This window comes from Streptomyces sp. NPDC086147 (genome assembly GCF_040702165.1).
In the GTDB taxonomy this organism is placed as follows: Bacteria; Actinomycetota; Actinomycetes; order Streptomycetales; family Streptomycetaceae; genus Streptomyces.
The window spans coordinates 110,525-129,715 of record NZ_JBFBJO010000010.1 but is presented as its reverse complement, the minus strand read 5'-3'; the positions used below and the strand labels follow the sequence as shown (position 1 = coordinate 129,715).

The window sequence follows — 19,191 nt, the reverse complement described above, 5'->3', positions numbered from 1 at the left end:
TCTCGGGCGCTCTTGGCGCCGTCGGCACTGCTGCGGGTGGCGGTGGTGATGCCGGCCTGGCAGGTGCCCGCGCACCGTTACACCCTGCCGGGCGGCAACGTCGGGCCCGGTGAACCGATCTATCGGGTCCGATCGAGGACTACGCGGCGGGGGCGTAGTGGACGACGGTGGTCTCGCACGCCTCGGCGTACACCTTCAGCGCGTCGACCTCCGTATGGTCCGCCGCCAGGCCCCAGCGCAGCTTCGTCGCCGTCCATTCGCCGATGTAGCGGCAGTGCGTCTCGGGCGGCGACGGCATCCACTCGGCCGGATCCCGGTCGGCCTTCGCCCGGTGGGAACGCGCGGTGACGGCGACCAGGCTGGTCGCGGCACCCTGGTCGTTCGCATAGGCCTCACGACGAGCGGCCGTCCATCCTCGTGCTCCGGAGTCCCAGGCTTCGGCGAGGGGGACCGTGTGGGCGATGTCGAGCTTGCCGTGGTCGGTGACCTCGGCGTTGTCGTAGAAGGACCGCCACTTCCCGCCGGTCAGCTCGCAGCCGGCCGCGACTGCGGGTTCCTCGACGGCTTCGTCGAGGAGGACCTCGGCGCGGGTGTCGCAGCCGTCGGCCGCGTCGAGGCCGGTGTTCCAGTGCTCGAAGGATCCGGAGGCGTAGCCGGTGCGGTCCTCGTCGGCGACGAGGAGCCGGCCGACCGCGTCCTCCAGGAGCAGAGCCGCCGGAACGGACGCGGCCCCCGTCGTGGCCGAGGCGGTGGGGGAGAGGGGGGTGAACGAGGTCAGAGCGAGGCAGAACGCGGCAGTGCCGCGCAGCAGGTTCATGATCACGCCCGTAGGCATAGCGAACTCGCGTCGCGGACATGTCGGAGTCGACGTGCGTGCCGGCAGCGCGGACGGCTGTGGTTCTGAGGAGGAACGTTCCGACGCGGAGCTGCCGGATTCACCCGTGAGGGCGACTCCGCGGCGGGCTTCGCGCCGGAAGACGCGTACCGGGCCGTCGCCGTTCGGGACTCCGGGGCCGCTCGCCCCGTGGGATCGGGCGTCAGGGCTCGGTGGAGAGCGCGGAGCGGCCGATCTCGACCGCTCGCCCCGTCGAGCCGGGCGTCAGGCGAGGTCGCGGTGGCGGCCCACCCCGGTGGAGAAGAGGTAGAGCGGGGGCAGCAGCGCGGCGGCGCAGACGGTCCAGAGGGCGGTGTGGGCACCGGCCCAGGTGGCGAGGAGACCGGCGGTGAGCGCGCCGAGCGGCAGCGCGCCCCAGGAGACGAAGCGGACCGTGGCCATCACGCGGGACAGCAGCTCCGGGGGCGACTGGGTCTGCCGGTAGGTGCGGGTGGTGATCGAGCCGATGACGGTGCCGAAGGCGAAGCCGGCGTTCCCCAGGGCGAACCAGTATGCGTCCCCCGCCGACGTGGTCAGCGGGGCGAGCAGGAGCAGTGCGCCGCCGGCCAGGTCGGCGGCGATGACGCCCCGCGCGGTGCCGAGGCGGGTGGTCACCCGGACCGCGACGGCGGCGCCGGCGAGCGCGCCGACCCCGTCCATGGCGAGGACCAGACCGAGCTGTACGGAGTCGAGACCGGCCTCGCGGACGAGGTAGAGCGGGGTCAGGGCGACGAGGGCCGCGTTGAGGAAGTTGGCGGCGGTCGCCCAGATCATGCAGGGCCGCATGACCGGGTGTCCGGTGACGTACCGCAGGCCCTCGCGCATCAGCCGGAGCGCGCTCTCGCCGGTGCGGGGGGCGGGGCGGCTCTCGGGGAGGGTGCGCAGGAGCACGGCGGAGGTCAGATAGCTGGCGGCGTCCACGACGAGCGCGCCGACCGGGCCGGTCACGCCGATCAGGACGCCGCCGAGGGAGGGGCCGCCGGTGTGGGTGACGGCGTGCGTGCCGGACATGACGCTGTTGCGGGCGGCCAGCTGCCGGGCCGGGACGACGGCGGGCAGGAAGGTCGAGTTGCCGATGTCGAACAGCACCGTCGCCGCGCCGGTGACGAGCGCCGCGAACAGCAGGTGCGGATACGTGAGGGTGCCGAGCCACCAGGCGAGCGGCAGCGACCCGAGCGCCGCGAACCGTACGAGGTCGAGCGCGACCTGGAGCCGGCGCAGCGGTACGCGCTGCGCGACGACGCCCGCCGGGAGGCTGAGCAGCAGCCAGGAGACCTGTCCGGCCGCGGCGAGCAGGGCGACCTCGAGGGCGGTGGCGTCGAGGACGGTGAGGGCGACGAGCGGCAGGGCGAGGGCGGTGACGGCGGTGCCCGCGCCGCTGACGGTGGCGGCGGCCCAGAAGCGCCAGAAGGCGCCCGTCGGCGAGGTCTCCCGCTCGTCGTCGTATCGGTCGTGTTTCGGAATCGCTCGTGTCCCGCTCATGCGGCGCCCACCCCTGAGTCTCGTCAGTCTCTTTTGGGAACTCACTCGCCCCGGGTGAGTTTCTATCGGGAACCGACCTCATGGCGCAAGATGGTTCCGACGAGCGGCCGCCGTGCGCGGAGGAGTGGAGACGCTGTGATGAGGTCGGTTCCCGAGCGGGACGCGGCGTGCGCGATCGCGCAGGCGGCGGCGGTGGTCGGCGACTGGTGGAGCCTGCTCCTGATCCGGGAGACCGCGCGGGGGCACCACCGGTTCGACGCGCTCCAGGAGGAGCTGGGCATCTCCCGGAAGGTGCTCACCGAGCGTCTGGCGCACCTGGTGGACGCGGGGGTCCTGGAGAAGGTCCCGTACCAGGACAGGCCGGTGCGGCACGAGTACCGGCTGACGGAGAGCGGCCGGGGGCTGCTGCCGGTGCTGCTGTCGATGCAGGACTGGGCGGACCGCTGGGTCTTCGGCGACGGCTCGCTCAGCGGCACCGCCGACGAGGCGAGCGCGGAGGCGCGGCGCGTCGCGGGCCTGGTGGGCGAGCGGCTGCCGCGCCTGGAGCTGCCGGGGCACCGGGACGGCGCGCTGGTGGACCCGGTGGCCGACGGCGTGGCCACCGTCCTGTTCTGCTATCCGGCGACCGGGGCCCCCAGTCCCCTGCCGGACGGCTGGTCGGGCATCCCCGGGACCGTCGGCTGCACGCTGGAGAACCGGCTCTTCCGGGACGCGTACGAGGACTTCCGCGCGGCGGGCGCGGAGGTGCGCGGCGTCAGCACCCAACGCCCGGACGAACAGCGGATGTTCGCGGTCGAGGAGGGCCTGCCCTTCACCCTCCTCTCGGACGTCGACCTGTACCTCGCCGCCGCCCTGCGACTGCCCACCTTCCGCGCCGGGCAGCTGCTGCGGCTGAAGCGGGCCGTGCTGGTGGTGGACCGCGACCGCGTGGTACGGCACGCGCGCTTCCCGGTCACGGACATCCCGGCGGCGGTGGACGAGGCGCTGGCGGAGGTGCGGCGGCCGGCGGGGGAGGGCTGAGGGCGCAGCCGCCCTCGGGCGGTGGAGAGCCCGGTCGCCGAGGAGGGGCGGGGCTCGGCCCGGTTCACTCGTAACGCAGACGCAGCGACTCCCGCTCGCTCTCCTCGATCCGGTCGACGGTCAGGCCCGGCAGGTCCAGCTGGGCCAGGGTCACTTGGGCGCTGCTCGGCTGGGCGTCGGCGGGCACCCACTGCTCCGGTCGCCAGGCGCCCGCGCGCATCAGCGACTTCGGGCAGTGCGGATAGACCTGCTCGACATCCACCACGATCGCCGTGACCGGCGGCTTGCCCACGGGAGTGAGCCGGTCGAGCAGCTCCGGGCGGGCCGAGACGCAGGCGCGGCCGTTGACGCGCAGCGTGGTCGGGCGGCCGGGGACGAGGAAGAGCAGTCCGACGCGTCCGGTCTGCAGCACGTTGTGCAGGGTGTCGAGCCGCTTGTTGCCGGTCGCGTCGGGGATCGCCAAGGTCCTCTCGTCCAGCACCGAGACGAACCCGGCCGGACCGCCGCGCGGCGTCACGTCCGCCCGGCCCTCGGCGTCCGCACTGCCGATGAACACCAGCGAGGAACAGCCGATCAGCGCCCGGGTCTCCTCGGTCAGGCGGTCGATCTCCTTGCGGAGCGCGTGCGGGTTCGGCCGCGGGTAGAGCTCGCGCAGCCGGTCCGTGCCGGTGAGGGCGTCCGCCCGGAGGGATTCGAAGAGCGAGCCAGGGGTCCCGGTGTCGATCGTCATGCGGACGACCCCAAGGCGTGTCCGGCGGATCATGGCCGGGTCGTGACCCCGCCCGCGCCGACCGGTGGCGTCGGGCCGCATGGATGATGTGAGGATCGTCGTCGAGCGTCGGTACGCTCCTGATCCGATCGACCACGATCGCCTGGTCTCGCTGGTCGAGTCCACCGGCGAACGCGTCGTGCTCGTCCGCGTCACTACGGTCGGCGAGGATATGGCCATTACCTGCCGGGTGAATCTCCGCTTTTCCGCTCATGCGGCTCCACTGCCGGTCGATTACGGTGACCGTTCGATTCCGGGACCCTCTGTCCGGGGGTGGCGGAGTTGATCAAGCCCTTCTGTGTCAGAACCGGTTGACTGGGTAATCGTGCTGTGCTGACAGGAGAGAGGGTGAATTCGGTGGAAACGCATGTCAATGGCGAGGACGGTGTCCGGCCCGAATCCGGCGGACTGCTCATGTGCGCCGGTTACGGGCTGGACAGGGACAGCAGCTGCATCGCGGACGCCCGGCACCGTGCCGCCGTCTTTCTCGAAGAGGCGCGCACCGAGCACCGTGTGCCGGTCTCCGATCGCGCGAAGGACCTGACCGGCCTCGTGGTCAGTGAGCTGGTCACCAACGCCTACAAGTACGCTCCCGGAATGGTGCTGGTGGAGGTGCGCGTCACGGACGGCAGTGTCGACATCGTGGTGTGGGACAGCGACCCGGCCGTTCCCACGGTTCAGGCCGCCGACCCGGACCGGATCGGCCACCACGGCGTGGAGATCATCAGGGCCATCGCCGAGGACCTTTTCGTCGAGCGGGGGGAAGAGGGTAAGTGCGTTACGGCCCGTATCGCCCTGTCCGACAGCCTCAGCCCGGTATAGAGGAAAGCCGTTTCCCGTGCCGCGGGCCGTTTCCGCAATTTTTTCCGGTCGATCCTCAAGGTCTCCGATTTTCCGGATACTTCGTCGTTTCGGGAGCGGCCGTGATGCCTCCTCGGTGAGGAGGAAGCCGGTCCACGAACCGTGCCTGGTCGGCGAGGAACCCGTCGGTGTACAACCGTCGGGGAGCGAACAGCGCGGTCAGCGTCAGCCGCCAGTCCGAGCGTTCCAGGTCTTCGTCCACCAGGGAGTGCGTGGCACCCGGGTAGTGCGCGACCGCCAGGGACGCCGGCGGCAGGAGTTCGCGGTAGACGGTCTCGGTGTCGGTGACGTCCACGTTGACGTCGTGCCCGGCCAGTACCAGGAGCAGTGGCGTGCCGGGCACGGTACGCAGGTCGGCGGTCGCGTCCGCGCGGTGGTTCCGGGCGATGAAGACCCACCGCGCGCTGGTCATGCCGTCCGTGTCACCGGTGGCGGCGCGGTACTCGGCGAAGGACGCCCTTCTGTCCAGCAGGTCCAGAACGGTCTCCCGCCGGCGCAGCGCCGTCTCCTTCTCCCGGGGGGTCGCACCGTCGCGGTCCAGTTCGGCGAGGAGGTTGTGGCGACCCTGCCGCAACCAGTTGACGGCCGGGGAGACGGCGATGACGAATTGCAGCCCCCGGTCCCGCGCGGCGACCTTGGGCAGGACCCAGCCCGCCTGGCTCGCCCCCCACAGGCCGATGCGGCGGCCGTCGATGTCCGGACGTCCGCGCGCCCACGCCACGGCGGCCAGGGTTTCCCGCGCCCGGTCGTCCATGCTCTGGTCCAGCCAGTCGCCTCCTGATCCCCCGACTCCGGGCTTGCTGAACGACAGCGAGGCGTAACCGGACCGGGCGAAGGCCTCCCACAGCGGTCGGTAGAACGTCTCGTGCGTCGCGTCGACCGGGCCGTCGCCGTGGACGAAGACCACCAGCCCGAACGGTCCCCGCCCGTGCGGAGGCAGGGCCAGTACCCCTTCGAGCGGTTGCCCCCGGTGGTGCAGGACCACCTTCTCCTCGCGCAGCGCGTAGGTGTTCTGCCACGCCACCGTGCCGCCGAGCCCGGCGCTCACCACCACTACCGCGACCAGCACCCGTAAGGCCGTTCTCCACCTGCCCGGTATCGGCCGTCCTCGCGTTCGGAACACTTCGACCTCCCAAGAGCTATCACTTCACCAACGATCGTGTCGATAATGAACGTATTATGGTTGATAGATCAAGGTGGGCCGGTGGGAAGGCGGAGGAGTCGGGTGGACATGGCAGCGGGCGAAGCCCGTACCCCTGAAGGCGGGCGGCCGACGGTGCGCAGGGGGATACCCGAGGGCGTTGAAGGACGGGTGGCGGCGTTGTACTGGGAGGCCTTCGGCCGCAAGCTGGCGCCGGCACTGGACCCGCCGGAAACGGGGCGCGCGTTCATCGCCGCCCACCTCCACCGGGACCGGGGCGTCGTCGCCCTCGTCGACGGCCGGGTGGTCGGAGTGGCCGGCTACCGCCTCGGCGACCGCGCGCTGACCGGCGGCGGCGTGAAGGACGTCCTCTCGGCCTACGGCCCGTTCCGAGGGCTGCCCCGTCTGGTGGTCCTCGCCCTGTTCGAGCGCACTCCCGCCGCGGGCGAACTCGTCATGGACGGCATCGCCGTCGACGCGGCGCACCGCGGCGAAGGCATCGGTACCCTCCTGCTCGGGGAGATCGCGTCCCTCGCCGCCGAGAACGGCTGCCGCCGGATCCGGCTGGACGTCATCGACACCAACCCCCGTGCCAGGGCACTGTACGAACGGCACGGCTTCACCGCCCGGCACACCGAGCACACCCCGTACCTGCGCCGCCTGATGGGCTTCGGCGCCGTGACCACCATGCACCGCCCGGTCACCCCGGCGGACGTGACCAGCCAGGGAAAGGCCCGATGAACACCACCCCGCCCGCGCGTACCGAACGGCCGGAGATCCCCACGCGGCTGGTCGTGCAGAGCCTGGTCCGTGAAGACGGAACGGTCGACGCCGACGAGCTGTACGCCGTCGCGGGCCTGCTCGGCATGAGCGACCAGCAGGTCAGGCTGTGCGTCACACGCCTGGTCGCCGAAGGGCGCTTCACCCGACGGGGCCGGGGCCGCAAGGCCACCCTGCGCGCCGTGGCCGACGCCACCGGATCACTGGCACCCGACGCCTCCTACGTCCGCCACGCCTACCGGCAGGACGCCGGACTCGCCCCCTGGGACGGCACCTGGCACCTGTACGCCTTCGCCGTTCCGGAAGCCCGGCGTGTCGCCCGCGACTCCCTGCGCGAGCACCTCCTGCACCTCGGCGCCGCGCCCGTCCAGAACGGCCTGTACGTCACCGCCAACCCCGTCGGCGAACTCGTCGACGCCCAGGCCCGACACCTCGGCATCGAGGACACCCTCACCCGGCTGACCACCACCGATCTGCGCGTCGGCGATCTCACCGGTCCACGGGAACTGGCCGCCGCACTGTGGCCGCTCGCCGAGATCGCCCGGCGGCACGAGCGCCTCGCCGCCTTCGCCGAAACCTGTCTGACCCTGCTCGGGGCAGAGCCGGGACTCACCGATGTCGAACGGCTCACCACGGCCGTGGAACTCGCCGCCCGCTTCACCGAGGCGATGGACCCCGACCCTCTCCTGCCGCCCGAACTCCTGCCGCAGCCCTGGCCCGGACGTCATGCCCGCCGGCTGGCGGCCGACTGCTGGAAACACCTGGACGAAGCCTCGCGCACGGGCTCCGGCCCCGGCCTTCGCCTGTTCGCGCTCTACGCCGACGCGCTCGGCCCGCAGGACGCCGGATGACCGGCGGGGGAGCGGGCCCGTGCCCCCTCCTGCCGCAGGCCGTGGATCCTGCTCATGTCGCCGATTCGGCGCGCCGCTCATGGCGTGCGCGTGCGAGGCCGTAGGCCGTTCGCAGCAGCTCACGCGTCGACGCTCCGGTGCGTTCACCCGGGTTCACCACCGCCAGCCAGCCGGCGCCGCCGTAGACGGGGTGCGCGATCACCACGTCGGAGGTGCTGGGGTCGACCTCGGTGGAGGCCGGCTCGCGCGGCGAGTGACCGGCCCACCGGACGAACGCCTCCTTCCCGGCGGCGATGTTCACGCGGAAGGTGTCCGGCCGGTCCAGACGGGACGCCTCGTCGCCGGGGTAGTTCTTGGTCACGACGGTCGCGAAGGGCTGGCCCGCCGTCGGGACGACGCCGTCGGGCGCGTAGGAGAAGAACGCGTCGCCCCAACCGATCGCCGGTGTGCCGTCGCCGGGCACGGGCCTGAGCGCCAGGACTCCGTCGAGGCCCGTCACGAAGTCGATAATCTCTTCACTCGTCATGTGCTTCAGCGTTCCATTAAAGTGCTTGTGGAGACTTTGAGGCGCAGGTACGGGGTTTTCGGAATGGCAAGTCTCAAATCGGGAGGCATGCGCACCGCTGATGTCGCGCGTCGTGTCGGGTGCTCGGTCCAGCAAGTGCGCAACCTCGAACGTGACGGCGTGCTTCCACCCGTCGCGCGTACGGCCACGGGCTACCGGACCTACGACGAGGTGCATCTGCAGTCCGCGCTGGCCTACCGGGCCCTTGCCGCGGGAGTGGGACCGGTCGGGGCCAAGGACATCGTCCGCGCCTTTCACCGGAGCCCCGTTCCACAGGCCCTGGCCCTTCTCGACGCGGCGCACGCCCGCCTCGACGCGGAGCGCGAGGGGCTGAGGCGGGCCGAGGAAGCCGCCCGCGCGATCTCCGGCGAGCCGATCGACGACGTGCGCGCCTCGGACTCGATGAGCATCTCCGAACTCGCCGCCGCCCTCGGCGTGCGTCCGTCGACGCTGCGGCACTGGGACGCGGAGGCTCTCGTCACCCCCGACCGCGATCCCGCGCGCGGAACGCGACGCTACACACCGGCTCAGGTACGCGACGCACGGATCGTCCATCAGTTGCGCAGGGCCGGGTACCGCGTCACGACCCTCCGGATCCTCATGCCGCAGCTGCGGCGCACCCGCCGATCGGAGGACGTCGCCTCGGCGCTGGCCGCCAGGGACACCAGCATCACCACGCGCTCCAGAGCCCTTCTCGACGCCGCCTCGGCACTCGGAGCCGTACTCTCCCTGCGTGAGCGGGCGGACTGACCCGGGACGACCGTGACGCCCCGCGCGGACCGGCGGCGCGCCCCGAAGCGCGACGGCCGTCCGGCCCGTCCGTGGACGGGCCGGACGAAACCTCACTCCTCTTGGTCAGACGGGTTTCCGAGAGGCTCCGGCGGCGCATCGGGAAGAGGGGCCGGAGGTGGGAACAGGAATCCTTCGAAAGCGTCCAGCACGAACATCATGCCTATGAGCAGCAGGGGGACGAGCAGAGCCAAAGCCACCATGACGCCTCCTGACAGGGGTGCCACGGGAGGTGGCGTGAAGCAGAAGGTTTCGATTCACCATGAGCCAGAAGGACGAAGATCGCATGTCCGGGTGAAGGCGTCCCGTGGGCCGTACGGGTCGTTCTCCACGGGCCGATGCCCTGACCTGCTGCTTGTTCCACCAGGAGGGTGGTTTGACGGCTGCCGGCGCGTTCCACGGAGCCTGTCGGGCGAGGGCGCGCGGTCGGCCGGGAAACGCCGACGGCTCTCGCCCTGTGAACAGGGGAGAGCCGTTCGGGAGTGACTTCGACGTGCGGTTCTCGCGTGTTACGCGTGGCGGTGCGAGTGGCGGTTGCCGGTGACGAGACGGTAGAGGGCGAGCAGGATGACGGAGCCGACGATCGCGGCGACCCAGGTGGAGATCTCGAAGAACCCGTCGACGGAGTCGACGCCGAAGATGACCTTGCCGAGCCAGCCGCCGAGCAGGCCGCCCGCGATGCCGATGAGCATGGTGATGATGATGCCGCCGGGGTCCTTGCCCGGCATCAGGGCCTTGGCGATGGCGCCGGCGATCAGACCGATGAGGATCCACGCGATGATGCCCATCATGCTCTCCAGTTCGTCATATAAGGAAGTTGTCAGGTGTTCGTCTGGACCAATCGGGCTTGAGTAAACGTTCCCCACCGAAAAATTCCAGCCGTCTTCTTCCTGGGGAGCGGCGCGGTGCCGCCGGCCGGTCGTACGTCGACACGCGCTCCCGTGGCGCCACGGCCACCGGCAGCGCCTCGCGGGAACGAGGAACGCGCCATTTGAACCGTAACCACCGGAAGTGAACGAAACCGACTCCTCGCAGCACCGCGGTGCGTACGCTGCAAGCCTTCGACCGCCCTCCGAGGAAGAGCCGTGGATGACCGAGAATCCGTCTGTGCCCGGACCGCGCCGGGACTTCGCGATGCACAACGGCTGGTGGGATTCGGGTTGGACCCACGTCCTTCCCTGTCAGGCCTTTCCGCTGACGATGCTGATCAGCACCGCGAGCCAGCCCGATTTCACCGGCTCCCTCGACGAGCTCCTGGAGGAGGCCTTCGACGGTCACTGGGACATGCTCGGCGGCGATCTCGACGCCGCGCTCACGTTCTCGTGGCCCGATGACGAGTGGCACGACGAGGACGCGCCGGAGGGTCGCGAAGCGTTCGAGGCGAACCACTGGAAGAGGTTCGACGCGGTGCTGACGGAGGCCGGCCTCCCGGTCCCCACGACCGTGCGGGAGCTGTCCGAGCTCTATCTGACCTGGGGTCTGGCGCACCGGGAGGAGACGCCGGAAGGCACCCGGTGGTCCATGCCCGACCCGCTGCCGTTGCCCGACGACCTGCTGCCCCTGGACGCCGAACTCGCCGAGCGGCTCGCCGGGATCCGCTGGACGACGCGCACCGATCCACTCGTCGACGGGCTCGTCATGCACTTGGCCGACGATCTGGGCGAACCGCGGGAGGTCCTCACCTCCCTCGACCGCCTGGCCGTCGCCACCGGCCAGGACGCCGACGACGTACGCCTCGCCCTCGTGGCGCTCGTGAAGTCCGACGACGCCCGGGTGTGGCGCGGCCAAGAGCCCGCCGACGCGGAAGGGCTGGAGGCGCATCGGCGCTTCCGTCTGGTCATGGACTGGGACCGCTTCAACGAGAACCGGGTGCACGTGGTCGTCAAGACCGACGACGCGTGAGCGGGGGCGCGCGGGACGCGGTGGGGACCGAGGACACGCGTCTGCCGAGGCACGCGACGAAGTACGACGCCCCGATCGACCGCTGACGGACCGGCACGGCGTCCGCCGCAGCCCGCCGCGGCCGGCTGAGGGGCCGGGCGGCGGGTGCCGGCGTACGGTCGTCGTCGGAACCGCACCGTCGGGCGCCCGCGTCGTTCCGACCGTGACGAGGAGCGTCAGGCTTCGAGGGCCTGGGCGAGGGTTTCGTGGCAGTCGATGACGGTGTCCAGGCCGACGAGGCCGATGGTGCGCAGGACGGTGTCGGTGGTTCCGGCCAGGCGGAGCCAGCCGTCGGCCTCGGTGAGGGCGTGGTGGGCGGTGATGAGGACGTTGATGCCGCTGGAGTCCATGAAGGTGACCTCCCGCATGTCGGCGACGACGCGGGGGCCGGGGGTGTCGGGAACGGCCAGCGCCTGGCGGAGGGTGTCGCCGGTCGTGTGGTCGATCTCTCCGCTCAGGGCGACCACACGGACGCCCTCGATGTCGGTGGTCGCCGCCGACAGCCGTCCGGGCTGCCCGGCGTGTCCGGTCCCCAATGTCTCTCCCCTGGTCATGCGAGTGATCCTGGCATATGCATACCCGTGTGTGTAGGGCCGTTGGGCCCGGCTTGCGGGAGGACCTCCTTCGGCAGGAGACGGGGCGAGGGACAGGGCGTCATCCGCGGGTGTGCGGGTAGGCGTCGCTGACGGGGAACGGGGAGTGAGTGACGGCTGTGACGGAATCGGATTCGGTGAAGGACCATGGGACGGCGTCGGCGGACCGGCCCCTGCGGATCGCGTCCACTTTGTGCGGAGACGACGACGACATCGCCCGGGCCCGCCATCTGTCGGCCGACTTTCTCGCCCGCGTCCGGACCGAGCACGGTCTGGACGTCTCCCGCCGCGCGGTCGACCTGACCCGCCTTGTGGTCAGCGAACTGGTCACCAACGTCCGCAAGTACGCGCCCGGCCCGGCATCACTGGACCTGAGGATCGACGGTGACGCGGTCGAGATCACGGTGTGGGACCGCGACCCGGTTCTGCCCGTCGCACGGGCCGCGGACATCGGCAGGGTCGGGCAGCACGGCCTGGAGATCGTGATGGCGGTCGCCCGCAGCTTCGAGGCACGCCGTGAGCCGGTCGGCAAGCGCATCATCGTCACCCTCGCCCTGACCGACGACCCCGGTGACGCCCTCGTCTGACACGGGCTCCCGCGGACTAGGGCGTGTCCGGCGGATCAGGGCCGGGTCCGCCGTCCGTACCCCCTTGTCAGTGGTGGTTGAGAAGCTGATCGGATGGATGGTGACGAGCAGCTGCTGCGCGGCCGGGTCTACGGCCGCGACCACGACGACCCCGATCCCGGCCCGAGAGCCGGGCGGACCTATGCCGAACTCGTCGGCGGGCCGCTGGACGGTCTCCTGCTGGACATCCACGGGTGGCCGCCGGCAGAGGTCGACGACGGGGTCGCCCTGGCCACCGAGCTCTCCCGGTGGCCGGGCGGGCGCGCGCTGTACGACCCGCGCCCCGGCGAGCCGCGCGCCCCGGGCCCGGGCGTCGCCTGCCGCTTCTACCACACCGGAGACATCCCCTGACCCGCGTTCCCCGGCCGCCGGCCGAGCAAGGTGGGCGCCCCGCTCACTCCGTCAGGATCGCCTCCAGCGCGGCGAACGGATCCGTCAGCGTGGCCAGGCGGTACGCGCCGTCGTACACGCTGTCGCCGATCTGCTTCCGGGCCGACAGCTCCGCACTGTGCCGCAGCGGCTGCAATTCGGGAGTGCCCCGCTGAGGATGTCCGACCATCCGCCAGAACACCTCACCCGTCCCGTACGCCGAGGCCGCCTCCTCGCCCCGGGACAGCGCCGACAGCGCGACCGCGAGCAGGTCGAGCCCCAGACCGAGGCCGAAGACGTCACCTATCAGGCGCTTGCCCCGCAGCATGGCCCGGGCGTGGCGGGCGGCATCGGCCGAGCGCCGTTCCCGCAGCGCTATCACCGCCAGCTGGTACTCGCTGTAGGACCGCGTCCACTGCTCGCCCGCCGACGCCGCGTCGTGCCGCAGCTCCTCGGCCCCCGCCCGGGCCTCTTCGAGCAGGCCGGACGCCGTCAGGGCGAAGACCCGCATCACCCGGCACCGTGCCACCGCGGGCATCGCCGCCCCCCGTTCCGCCAGCGCCCGGTCCGCGACCGCCAGCGCCTCCCGGGGCTCGCCCCGCAGCAGCATCACCAGGCCGCGCAGATAGCCGGCGTCGACGAGGAGCGTCGCGTCCCGCGCCCGTACCGCGCACTCGTCGGCACGGCCCGCCAGCCGGGCCGCGACGTCGTACTCGCCCCGCAGGCAGCGCACCACCCCGAGCGCCCACACCAGTTTGCCCACGACGGCCTCGGGCCCGGAGACCAGTCGCACGCACTCCTCCAGGTAGTGCGCCGCCTCGTGCAGATGACCCGAGCACGCCCAGAAGAAGCCGAGCGCCCCCGCCAGCTCCGCGGCCGCCGGAGGATCGGTGGCCAGCAGGTGTTCCAACGCCGCGCACAGATCGCCGTAGCAGCCGACCAGCCGCGCGTAGGCAGCCGCCTGTCCCGGCCCCCACCAGGAGTCCTCGGCGGCGAGCGCCAGCTCGTGGAGGCGCCGCGCGTGGCTGTCGGCCGTCATCCGGGTCTCACCGAGCTCCGCGAGCCACATCGCCCCGTACTCACGAACGGAGTCGAACAGGTGCAGACGGCCGCCGGACAGGGTCACGACGCTCTTGCGTACCAGCCCCTCCAGGGCCTGCTCCAAGGCGGCTCCGGTCAACGGCCCGCCGCCGCACACCCGTACCGCGTCGTCCACCGCGGCGGCCGAACGGAACACCGACAGACGCGCCCACAACAGCCGCTCCCGCGGCTCGCACAATTCGTGGCTCCACCCGATCGTGGTACGCAACGCACGGTGGCGCGACGGCTGGACCCGGCTCTCGGGACCCTCGGAGAGGGACAGCCTGCCGCGCAGGAGCCGGGCCATCGCGGGCAGCGGCCTCTCCCGTAACTGCGCGGCGGCCAGCTCCAGCGCCAGGGGTACGCCTTCCAGCCAGCCGCACACCTCGGCGGCGGCGACGAAGTCCTCGGGGCGCGTCCAGCGGACCCCGACGGCGCCGGCCCGATCGGCGAACAGCTCCATCGCGTCGGAGTCGACCGGCAGCGGACCGACGGGAAACAGGAACTCGTCCTCCACGCCCAGCGGTTCACGGCTGGTCGCCAGTACGACGAGCCCCGGACAACGGGCGAGGAGCTCCGAGACCAGCGCCGCGCACGCCGCCACGAGGTGCTCGCAGGAGTCCAGGACCAGCAGGACGCGGCGCACGCCGATCCAGTCGGCCAGCGTGTCGACGGGATCGCCGGGGGAGTGGTCCGACAGGCCGCAGGCGTCGGCGACCAGGGGAATGAGCAGGGAGTCGTGGGCCAGCGACCACAGCGGAGCCCAGTGGACACGCGCGAAGGCGTCCGGCCCACCGCCGCCGACGACGTACGAGGCGAGCCGGGACTTCCCGATCCCGCCCATGCCCACCAGCGTCACGAGCCGCCGCTCGCCCAACAGGGACGCCAGGTCCTCGGCCTCCTCGGCCCGCCCGACGAACGTCCCGCTCTCCGGCGGCATCCACGTATCCATTCTTCATATTCTCCGGCAGAACGAGGAACCGGACGCACGCGTTCGGCGAAGTACGAACCTTCCGGTACCCTCCCGCCGCCGGGTGCCGGACCGACCGGATCCGTGGCACGGGGCCGTGGCCGATCCGATGCGTCCTCCTTCCCCGAGGGCGACACCGCGTGCGGGCGAGCCTCTCGGGGTGTCCCGGGCCCGTCGTGCTCAGATGGAGCGGCACGACCGACGGTTCAGGGAAAGGTGCAGGGATGTCCGAGGACACCATGAGGGCGATGGCGTACGAGACCTACGGCGGGACGGAAGTGCTCCGCGAGACCCGGCTGCCGGTGCCGAAGGTCGCCCCCGGTGAGGTTCTCGTCAAGGTCCGGTGCGCCGGGGTCAACCCGGTCGACTGGAAGATCATGGCGGGCGGGCTCGACGGTCTGATGGACACCGTTCATCCGGTGGTTCCCGGCTGGGACGTCAGCGGCACCGTCGAGCGGGTCGGCATCGACGTGCCCGAGTTCGCGGCCGGTGACGAGGTGATGGCCTACGCCCGCAAGGACTACGTGCACGGCGGCACCTTCGCCGAGTACGTCAGCGTGCCCGTCCGCACCCTCGCCGCCAAGCCCGCCTCCCTGGACTGGGCGCAGGCCGCCGGACTGCCGCTGGCCGGCCTGACCGCCTACCAGCTCCTCACGCGTCTGGGCACGGGCGCCGACGACACCGTCCTCGTGCACGGCGCGGCCGGCGGTGTCGGTTCCTTCGGCGTCCAGCTCGCCCGGGCGTTCGGCGCGCGGGTCATCGGCACCGCCTCCCCGCGCAACCACGACCGGTTGCGCGGCTTCGGCTGCGAGCCCGTCGCCTACGGGGACGGACTGACCGAACGCGTCCGCGCCCTGGCCCCGGACGGCGTCACCGTCGTCGCCGACTTCGTGGGCGGGGTCCTCGAAACCACCCTGGCCGTCCTGGCCGAGGGCGGGCGACACGCTTCCATCGCCGACGACTCCGTGCTCGGAGCGGGTGGCCAGTGGATGTGGGTCCGGCCGTCCAGCGAGGACCTCACGGTCCTCGGCCGGCTCGTGGACGAGGGCAGGCTCGTGGTCGACGTCGCCGAGACGTTCCCGCTCTCCGAACTCGCGGCGGCCTTCACCCTCAGCCAGGAGGGCCATGCCTCGGGGAAGATCGTCATCGAGGTCTGAAGCCGCACCCCGCCACCGGTCGCGAGCCCTAACCGTGGTCGGGCAACGGCCCTCGTCCACCGGCGGGCTCGTCGTGCCACCGGCGTGCCGCCGGTACGACGGCGAGCAGGAGGGCCAGGGCCACGGCAAGGGTTCCCTCCACGCCGGTACGGGCGTGCAGCAGGCCTCCCACGAGAGCCCCCGCCGCGAGTACGACCACCGACACCCCGCGCCGTACGGTGCCCGGCCCCGGCCGGTCCACGGCGAACCCCGTCAGTGTCCGCGTCATCACGGTGGTGGTCAGGTCCGGCACCCCCAAGCGGTGCACGACGGCGTTCTGCAACCCCATTCCGCAGGCCAGCGGCACCAGGACCGCGTACCGGCCCCAGCCGGCCGCCTGGCCGGCGAGAGCGAGCGCGACCAGCAGCGCCTGGGCGGTGACCAGCGGCGCGAACAGCCCTCCCGGTTCGGCTTCCCGGCGCCACGCACCGCCCGCGGCGGCCCCGGCCAGGAACCCCGCCAGCGCCACCGCCGAGGCCGGGGCCGACAACTGGGCCGCCCCCGACAGCGCGAACCCGAGGAAGACCACGTTGCCGGTCATGTTGGCCACGAGCACCCGGCCGAGACCGAGGAAACTCGCCGCGTCCACCAGCCCGCTGACGAACGTCAGCACGAGCAGCGGGGGAACGAACCGCGCGTAGCGGTGGCCGTCGGGGAACAGCCACCGTGCGACCGCCCCTCCACCGCTCACCGTGCCCCCTCCCGACCGCTACCGCCCCGGCCCGCGAAGGCGGCCTGCCCGAGCGTGCGGCCGCCGCCCCCGCCGATGGTTCGTGTCCGTGTCACCCCTCCACTGGAACAGAGGCGATGAGGAAGGGCGAGCGTCCCACGCCGGGCGGAGGTGTCCCTCCGGGTGCAGGTGTCACTCCGGCTACCGGCGTCCCCCGGCTGCCGAGCCGCCGCACGGGCGTGTCGGCCCTGGCGGACAGCCCTTCTGACGGGCAGTCTCCTCCATGGAACCGGTCCGTGGCACAGGATGCCGAGACGGGAACCGGTCGCACCGCTTGCGAAGCGGAACACGTGGGAAGAAAACCTGTGGTCCCGATGGCCCACGGATGCCGCGCAGCGGCCCCGGCCCATGATCGAACAACCACTGACGAACGGATTCCTCCGCGTGACGACTGCTCCTGCCGAAACCCTGACCACGCGCGTGCCCGGGCGGGCCTGGACCGTCCGGCTGACCGGTCACAGCGACCGCACCGCGAGCGTCACCTGCACCTCGCCCTGCAAGATGCCCGCCCGCTCCCGAGACCTGGCCTCCTTGCGCGCCTTCGCCGCCCGGCACGCCGCCGCCCACGCGAAGGCCGCCACCGTCCGCCCCAACGCCGCCTGCCACTGCCGCTCCGAGCGCTGCGACGCGCACCCGGGGCACAAGACGCTCTGCGCGGGCGGGGTGGTGATGATCCTGCGCCACGACCCGGTCATCGGCCAGGTCTGGATCGTCGAGGAGGTGTGCGCGACGTGCGCGCCGCACATCCCGCACGCCCGCGTACTGGCCCGCGCCGCGGCCCCCGCCAGACCCGCTGCCACCAGGCCGGCCGCCCAGACCCCCGCGCCCCCGCACCCGGGCGTACCGAACCTGTTCTCCTCCGCCCACACCGCCGCCGACGCGGGCGCGGACACCGTCCGACGCCCGCGCAACCCGCACCGCCGCCCCCGCCGACAAGGCTGAGAAGTGCGCCGTCGCGTCGGCCCGCGGCGTCCTCCGGGGCGGCGGAGGCGGACCGGACGGCCGACCGCCCACGACGGCCAGGCACCGAGAGCGCTTCGTCCCCCGCAATCCGCCGAAGCGCCCGAGAGCCCGGCCGTCGCACCGCTCAGACCCCGGCCGCGACCGCCTCGGCGGGCTCACCGGCCGGTGCGGACGCCTCGGCACCGGCATCGGCGGCGTCCGTGGCCCTGGGCTTGGTGTACAGGGCGACACCCTGCCGTGTGTCCTTCTCGATCCGGTCCTTCTTCACCAGGCCCTCCAGAGCGTTGCGGACGACCTGGATCGAGGTCGAACGCCCGGGATGCGCCTTCGTGAACTCCGCGTGGATCTCACTGACCTTCAGCGGCTCACCGGGAAACCCGTCCAGCAGACCGTCGAGAAGCGTGCCGAGCGTGGGCGCGGACTGCGTCTCGGAAAGACCGCCGACGGGCTTCTTGTCCGCCGCCTTGACCGCCGCCGTCTTGCCCGTAGCCGCCTTCCTGGCGGCGGACTTCTTGGCTGTGGGCTTCCCGGCCGGGGCCTTCGCCGTCTTCGCGGCCGTCTTCTTCGCCGCCGGAGCCTTCTTGGCCGGCGCCTTCCCGGCCGCCGTCCTCCTGGCTGCCGTCTTCTTGACCGGGGCCGCCTCCTGCGTCTCCCGGGGCTGGGGCACGGCCGCTTCCTTCACGGCCTCGGCCGGCTCGTTCACGCCGCTTGCCGGTGCTGTGGTCGCCGGCAAGGAATCCAGCGTCGTGATCAGCCATTTCTCCTCCGCCTGCAACTGCTCCAGACGGACGGCGATCGACGCCTGCTCCGCGCGGTTGGCCGCAAGGTCGGCGGCGAGCTGCTCCGCGTACCTGGTGTGAATCGAGGTGCTGTTCAGCTCGTTCGGCACTGCAGTCCACGCTCCCTAAACGATGGGCATTGCTGCCGGATGTTACTCGCCACTGGCCGAATCCGGCCTGTACAGCCCGAAAAAACCCTCGTAGGAGGCCGATGCGCCCGGTCGGTGAGTGAGGTGAAATGCCTGTGCGTCAAAGGCTCGTTCGAACAATGTGCGAGGGATGGCCGGGGGTGTCGCACCCAATTCCGTCCCGGATATGCCCCATACGGGTCATGAGGAGTGTTGGTCGTCGGATGGTGTCGGAAGGCGATGGCAGGGTAACGGGGAGATGTTCCGGCCGCGATCAGACGGCCGGGACGATCCACAGATACGGAGTGCTCCACCGATGAACCGCAGTGAGCTGGTGTCCGCTCTGGCCGATCGCGCCGAGGTGACCCGCAAGGACGCCGACGCCGTGCTGACGGCCCTCGCCGAGACCGTCGGCGAGGTCGTCGCCAAGGGCGACGAGAAGGTCACCATCCCCGGCTTCCTGACCTTCGAGCGCACCCACCGTGCCGCTCGCACCGCTCGTAACCCGCAGACCGGCGACCCGATCGACATCCCGGCCGGCTACAGCGTGAAGGTCTCCGCGGGCTCGAAGCTCAAGGAAGCCGCCAAGGGCGCGTAACGCCTCCTCGCACCACCCGTTCCGGCTCCGCGTCACGCGATCGGTCGACCGGCCGAACCGCACGCGGACCGGGGCGGGTTCCGGGT

21 protein-coding genes are annotated in these 19,191 nt (G+C 71.9%); 11 read left to right on the top strand and 10 right to left on the bottom strand.

The window, feature by feature from the left end; genetic code table 11:
• Nucleotides 1-139 precede the first annotated feature (139 nt).
• Together AB0398_RS22420 and AB0398_RS22415 are read right to left on the bottom strand one after the other, a co-directional pair.
• Complete coding sequence (locus tag AB0398_RS22420; protein ID WP_366377371.1) at nucleotides 140-823, bottom strand: HNH endonuclease; 684 nt, start codon at nucleotides 821-823, stop codon at nucleotides 140-142.
• Nucleotides 824-1,099: 276 nt separating this feature from the next.
• A complete protein-coding gene (locus AB0398_RS22415) occupies nucleotides 1,100-2,356 on the bottom strand; it encodes an MFS transporter (protein WP_366377370.1) in 1,257 nt (418 codons plus the stop codon).
• A 138-nt stretch (nucleotides 2,357-2,494) separates the two neighbouring features.
• Here AB0398_RS22415 and AB0398_RS22410 point away from each other — a divergent pair, with 138 nt between their 5' ends.
• Complete coding sequence (locus AB0398_RS22410; protein WP_366377369.1) at nucleotides 2,495-3,376, top strand: winged helix-turn-helix transcriptional regulator; 882 nt, start codon at nucleotides 2,495-2,497, stop codon at nucleotides 3,374-3,376.
• A 64-nt stretch (nucleotides 3,377-3,440) separates the two neighbouring features.
• Here AB0398_RS22410 and AB0398_RS22405 read toward each other — a convergent pair whose 3' ends face one another.
• Nucleotides 3,441-4,106 (bottom strand): MSMEG_1061 family FMN-dependent PPOX-type flavoprotein, encoded by a 666-nt coding sequence (locus AB0398_RS22405; protein WP_366377368.1) that lies wholly within the window; start codon nucleotides 4,104-4,106, stop codon nucleotides 3,441-3,443.
• A gap of 387 nt (nucleotides 4,107-4,493) precedes the next feature.
• On the opposite strand from AB0398_RS22405, the gene AB0398_RS22400 reads away from it, so the two are divergent.
• Entirely contained in the window at nucleotides 4,494-4,967 is a 474-nt protein-coding gene (locus tag AB0398_RS22400; protein WP_366377367.1) for an ATP-binding protein, read from the top strand.
• 55 nt (nucleotides 4,968-5,022) lie between these two features.
• On the opposite strand, the gene AB0398_RS22395 is transcribed toward AB0398_RS22400, so the two are convergent.
• Nucleotides 5,023-6,075 (bottom strand): CocE/NonD family hydrolase, encoded by a 1,053-nt coding sequence (locus AB0398_RS22395; RefSeq protein WP_366377366.1) that lies wholly within the window; start codon nucleotides 6,073-6,075, stop codon nucleotides 5,023-5,025.
• A gap of 156 nt (nucleotides 6,076-6,231) precedes the next feature.
• Here AB0398_RS22395 and AB0398_RS22390 point away from each other — a divergent pair, with 156 nt between their 5' ends.
• A complete protein-coding gene (locus tag AB0398_RS22390) occupies nucleotides 6,232-6,888 on the top strand; it encodes a GNAT family N-acetyltransferase (RefSeq protein ID WP_366377365.1) in 657 nt (218 codons plus the stop codon).
• On the top strand, nucleotides 6,885-7,778 hold the full coding sequence (locus AB0398_RS22385; RefSeq protein WP_366377364.1) for a PaaX family transcriptional regulator C-terminal domain-containing protein: 894 nt from the start codon (nucleotides 6,885-6,887) through the stop codon (nucleotides 7,776-7,778). The genes AB0398_RS22390 and AB0398_RS22385 overlap by 4 nt, the downstream gene beginning before the upstream one ends.
• A 52-nt stretch (nucleotides 7,779-7,830) precedes the next feature.
• On the opposite strand, the gene AB0398_RS22380 is transcribed toward AB0398_RS22385, so the two are convergent.
• Entirely contained in the window at nucleotides 7,831-8,304 is a 474-nt protein-coding gene (locus AB0398_RS22380) for a DUF6194 family protein (RefSeq protein ID WP_366377363.1), read from the bottom strand.
• Between the two features lie 87 nt (nucleotides 8,305-8,391).
• On the opposite strand from AB0398_RS22380, the gene AB0398_RS22375 reads away from it, so the two are divergent.
• The gene (locus AB0398_RS22375) at nucleotides 8,392-9,093 is read left to right on the top strand and encodes a MerR family transcriptional regulator (RefSeq protein ID WP_366377362.1); all 702 of its coding nucleotides are present in this window, start codon (nucleotides 8,392-8,394) and stop codon (nucleotides 9,091-9,093) included.
• A gap of 548 nt (nucleotides 9,094-9,641) precedes the next feature.
• On the opposite strand, the gene AB0398_RS22370 is transcribed toward AB0398_RS22375, so the two are convergent.
• The gene (locus tag AB0398_RS22370; protein ID WP_366377361.1) at nucleotides 9,642-9,920 is read right to left on the bottom strand and encodes a GlsB/YeaQ/YmgE family stress response membrane protein; all 279 of its coding nucleotides are present in this window, start codon (nucleotides 9,918-9,920) and stop codon (nucleotides 9,642-9,644) included.
• 301 nt (nucleotides 9,921-10,221) lie between these two features.
• Here AB0398_RS22370 and AB0398_RS22365 point away from each other — a divergent pair, with 301 nt between their 5' ends.
• Complete coding sequence (locus tag AB0398_RS22365) at nucleotides 10,222-11,034, top strand: DUF6042 family protein (RefSeq protein WP_366377360.1); 813 nt, start codon at nucleotides 10,222-10,224, stop codon at nucleotides 11,032-11,034.
• 215 nt (nucleotides 11,035-11,249) lie between these two features.
• Here the strand turns inward: AB0398_RS22365 and AB0398_RS22360 are convergent, their stop codons facing one another.
• The gene (locus AB0398_RS22360; RefSeq protein WP_366377359.1) at nucleotides 11,250-11,627 is read right to left on the bottom strand and encodes an STAS domain-containing protein; all 378 of its coding nucleotides are present in this window, start codon (nucleotides 11,625-11,627) and stop codon (nucleotides 11,250-11,252) included.
• Between the two features lie 212 nt (nucleotides 11,628-11,839).
• On the opposite strand from AB0398_RS22360, the gene AB0398_RS22355 reads away from it, so the two are divergent.
• Together AB0398_RS22355 and AB0398_RS22350 are read left to right on the top strand one after the other, a co-directional pair.
• The gene (locus AB0398_RS22355; RefSeq protein ID WP_366377489.1) at nucleotides 11,840-12,253 is read left to right on the top strand and encodes an ATP-binding protein; all 414 of its coding nucleotides are present in this window, start codon (nucleotides 11,840-11,842) and stop codon (nucleotides 12,251-12,253) included.
• A 93-nt stretch (nucleotides 12,254-12,346) separates the two neighbouring features.
• Nucleotides 12,347-12,643: a hypothetical protein gene (locus AB0398_RS22350; RefSeq protein ID WP_366377358.1), complete on the top strand. Its 297-nt coding sequence runs from the start codon at nucleotides 12,347-12,349 to the stop codon at nucleotides 12,641-12,643.
• Between the two features lie 43 nt (nucleotides 12,644-12,686).
• Here AB0398_RS22350 and AB0398_RS22345 read toward each other — a convergent pair whose 3' ends face one another.
• Nucleotides 12,687-14,693, bottom strand: coding sequence for a regulator (locus tag AB0398_RS22345; RefSeq protein ID WP_366377357.1), 2,007 nt, complete (start codon nucleotides 14,691-14,693; stop codon nucleotides 12,687-12,689).
• Nucleotides 14,694-14,950: 257 nt separating this feature from the next.
• Here AB0398_RS22345 and AB0398_RS22340 point away from each other — a divergent pair, with 257 nt between their 5' ends.
• Nucleotides 14,951-15,868 carry an NADP-dependent oxidoreductase gene (locus AB0398_RS22340; protein WP_366377488.1) on the top strand — a complete coding sequence of 306 codons (918 nt, stop codon included), beginning with the start codon at nucleotides 14,951-14,953 and terminating at the stop codon, nucleotides 15,866-15,868.
• Between the two features lie 28 nt (nucleotides 15,869-15,896).
• Here the strand turns inward: AB0398_RS22340 and AB0398_RS22335 are convergent, their stop codons facing one another.
• Nucleotides 15,897-16,598, bottom strand: coding sequence for a YoaK family protein (locus AB0398_RS22335; protein WP_366377356.1), 702 nt, complete (start codon nucleotides 16,596-16,598; stop codon nucleotides 15,897-15,899).
• 423 nt (nucleotides 16,599-17,021) lie between these two features.
• Between AB0398_RS22335 and AB0398_RS22330 the strand changes: the two genes are divergently transcribed.
• Nucleotides 17,022-17,579 (top strand): hypothetical protein, encoded by a 558-nt coding sequence (locus tag AB0398_RS22330; RefSeq protein ID WP_366377355.1) that lies wholly within the window; start codon nucleotides 17,022-17,024, stop codon nucleotides 17,577-17,579.
• Nucleotides 17,580-17,724: 145 nt separating this feature from the next.
• Here the strand turns inward: AB0398_RS22330 and AB0398_RS22325 are convergent, their stop codons facing one another.
• Nucleotides 17,725-18,489, bottom strand: a complete 765-nt coding sequence (locus AB0398_RS22325; RefSeq protein ID WP_366377354.1) for a hypothetical protein — start codon at nucleotides 18,487-18,489, stop codon at nucleotides 17,725-17,727.
• Nucleotides 18,490-18,823: 334 nt separating this feature from the next.
• Between AB0398_RS22325 and AB0398_RS22320 the strand changes: the two genes are divergently transcribed.
• Nucleotides 18,824-19,105 (top strand): HU family DNA-binding protein, encoded by a 282-nt coding sequence (locus tag AB0398_RS22320; RefSeq protein WP_366377353.1) that lies wholly within the window; start codon nucleotides 18,824-18,826, stop codon nucleotides 19,103-19,105.
• The last annotated feature ends 86 nt before the right edge of the window (nucleotides 19,106-19,191 follow it).

What these genes read in the sequence shown, in the direction of transcription:
- AB0398_RS22350 (WP_366377358.1), top strand. Translation starts at nt 12,347, where the DNA reads ATGGATGGTGACGAGCAGCTGCTGCGCGGCCGGGTCTACGGCCGCGAC.
- AB0398_RS22360 (WP_366377359.1), bottom strand. Translation starts at nt 11,627, where the DNA reads ATGACCAGGGGAGAGACATTGGGGACCGGACACGCCGGGCAGCCCGGA.
- AB0398_RS22410 (WP_366377369.1), top strand. Translation starts at nt 2,495, where the DNA reads ATGAGGTCGGTTCCCGAGCGGGACGCGGCGTGCGCGATCGCGCAGGCG.
- AB0398_RS22320 (WP_366377353.1), top strand. Translation starts at nt 18,824, where the DNA reads ATGAACCGCAGTGAGCTGGTGTCCGCTCTGGCCGATCGCGCCGAGGTG.
- AB0398_RS22340 (WP_366377488.1), top strand. Translation starts at nt 14,951, where the DNA reads ATGAGGGCGATGGCGTACGAGACCTACGGCGGGACGGAAGTGCTCCGC.
- AB0398_RS22405 (WP_366377368.1), bottom strand. Translation starts at nt 4,106, where the DNA reads ATGACGATCGACACCGGGACCCCTGGCTCGCTCTTCGAATCCCTCCGG.
- AB0398_RS22385 (WP_366377364.1), top strand. Translation starts at nt 6,885, where the DNA reads ATGAACACCACCCCGCCCGCGCGTACCGAACGGCCGGAGATCCCCACG.
- AB0398_RS22345 (WP_366377357.1), bottom strand. Translation starts at nt 14,693, where the DNA reads ATGGATACGTGGATGCCGCCGGAGAGCGGGACGTTCGTCGGGCGGGCC.
- AB0398_RS22415 (WP_366377370.1), bottom strand. Translation starts at nt 2,356, where the DNA reads ATGAGCGGGACACGAGCGATTCCGAAACACGACCGATACGACGACGAG.
- AB0398_RS22375 (WP_366377362.1), top strand. Translation starts at nt 8,392, where the DNA reads ATGCGCACCGCTGATGTCGCGCGTCGTGTCGGGTGCTCGGTCCAGCAA.
- AB0398_RS22365 (WP_366377360.1), top strand. Translation starts at nt 10,222, where the DNA reads ATGACCGAGAATCCGTCTGTGCCCGGACCGCGCCGGGACTTCGCGATG.
- AB0398_RS22380 (WP_366377363.1), bottom strand. Translation starts at nt 8,304, where the DNA reads ATGACGAGTGAAGAGATTATCGACTTCGTGACGGGCCTCGACGGAGTC.
- AB0398_RS22370 (WP_366377361.1), bottom strand. Translation starts at nt 9,920, where the DNA reads ATGGGCATCATCGCGTGGATCCTCATCGGTCTGATCGCCGGCGCCATC.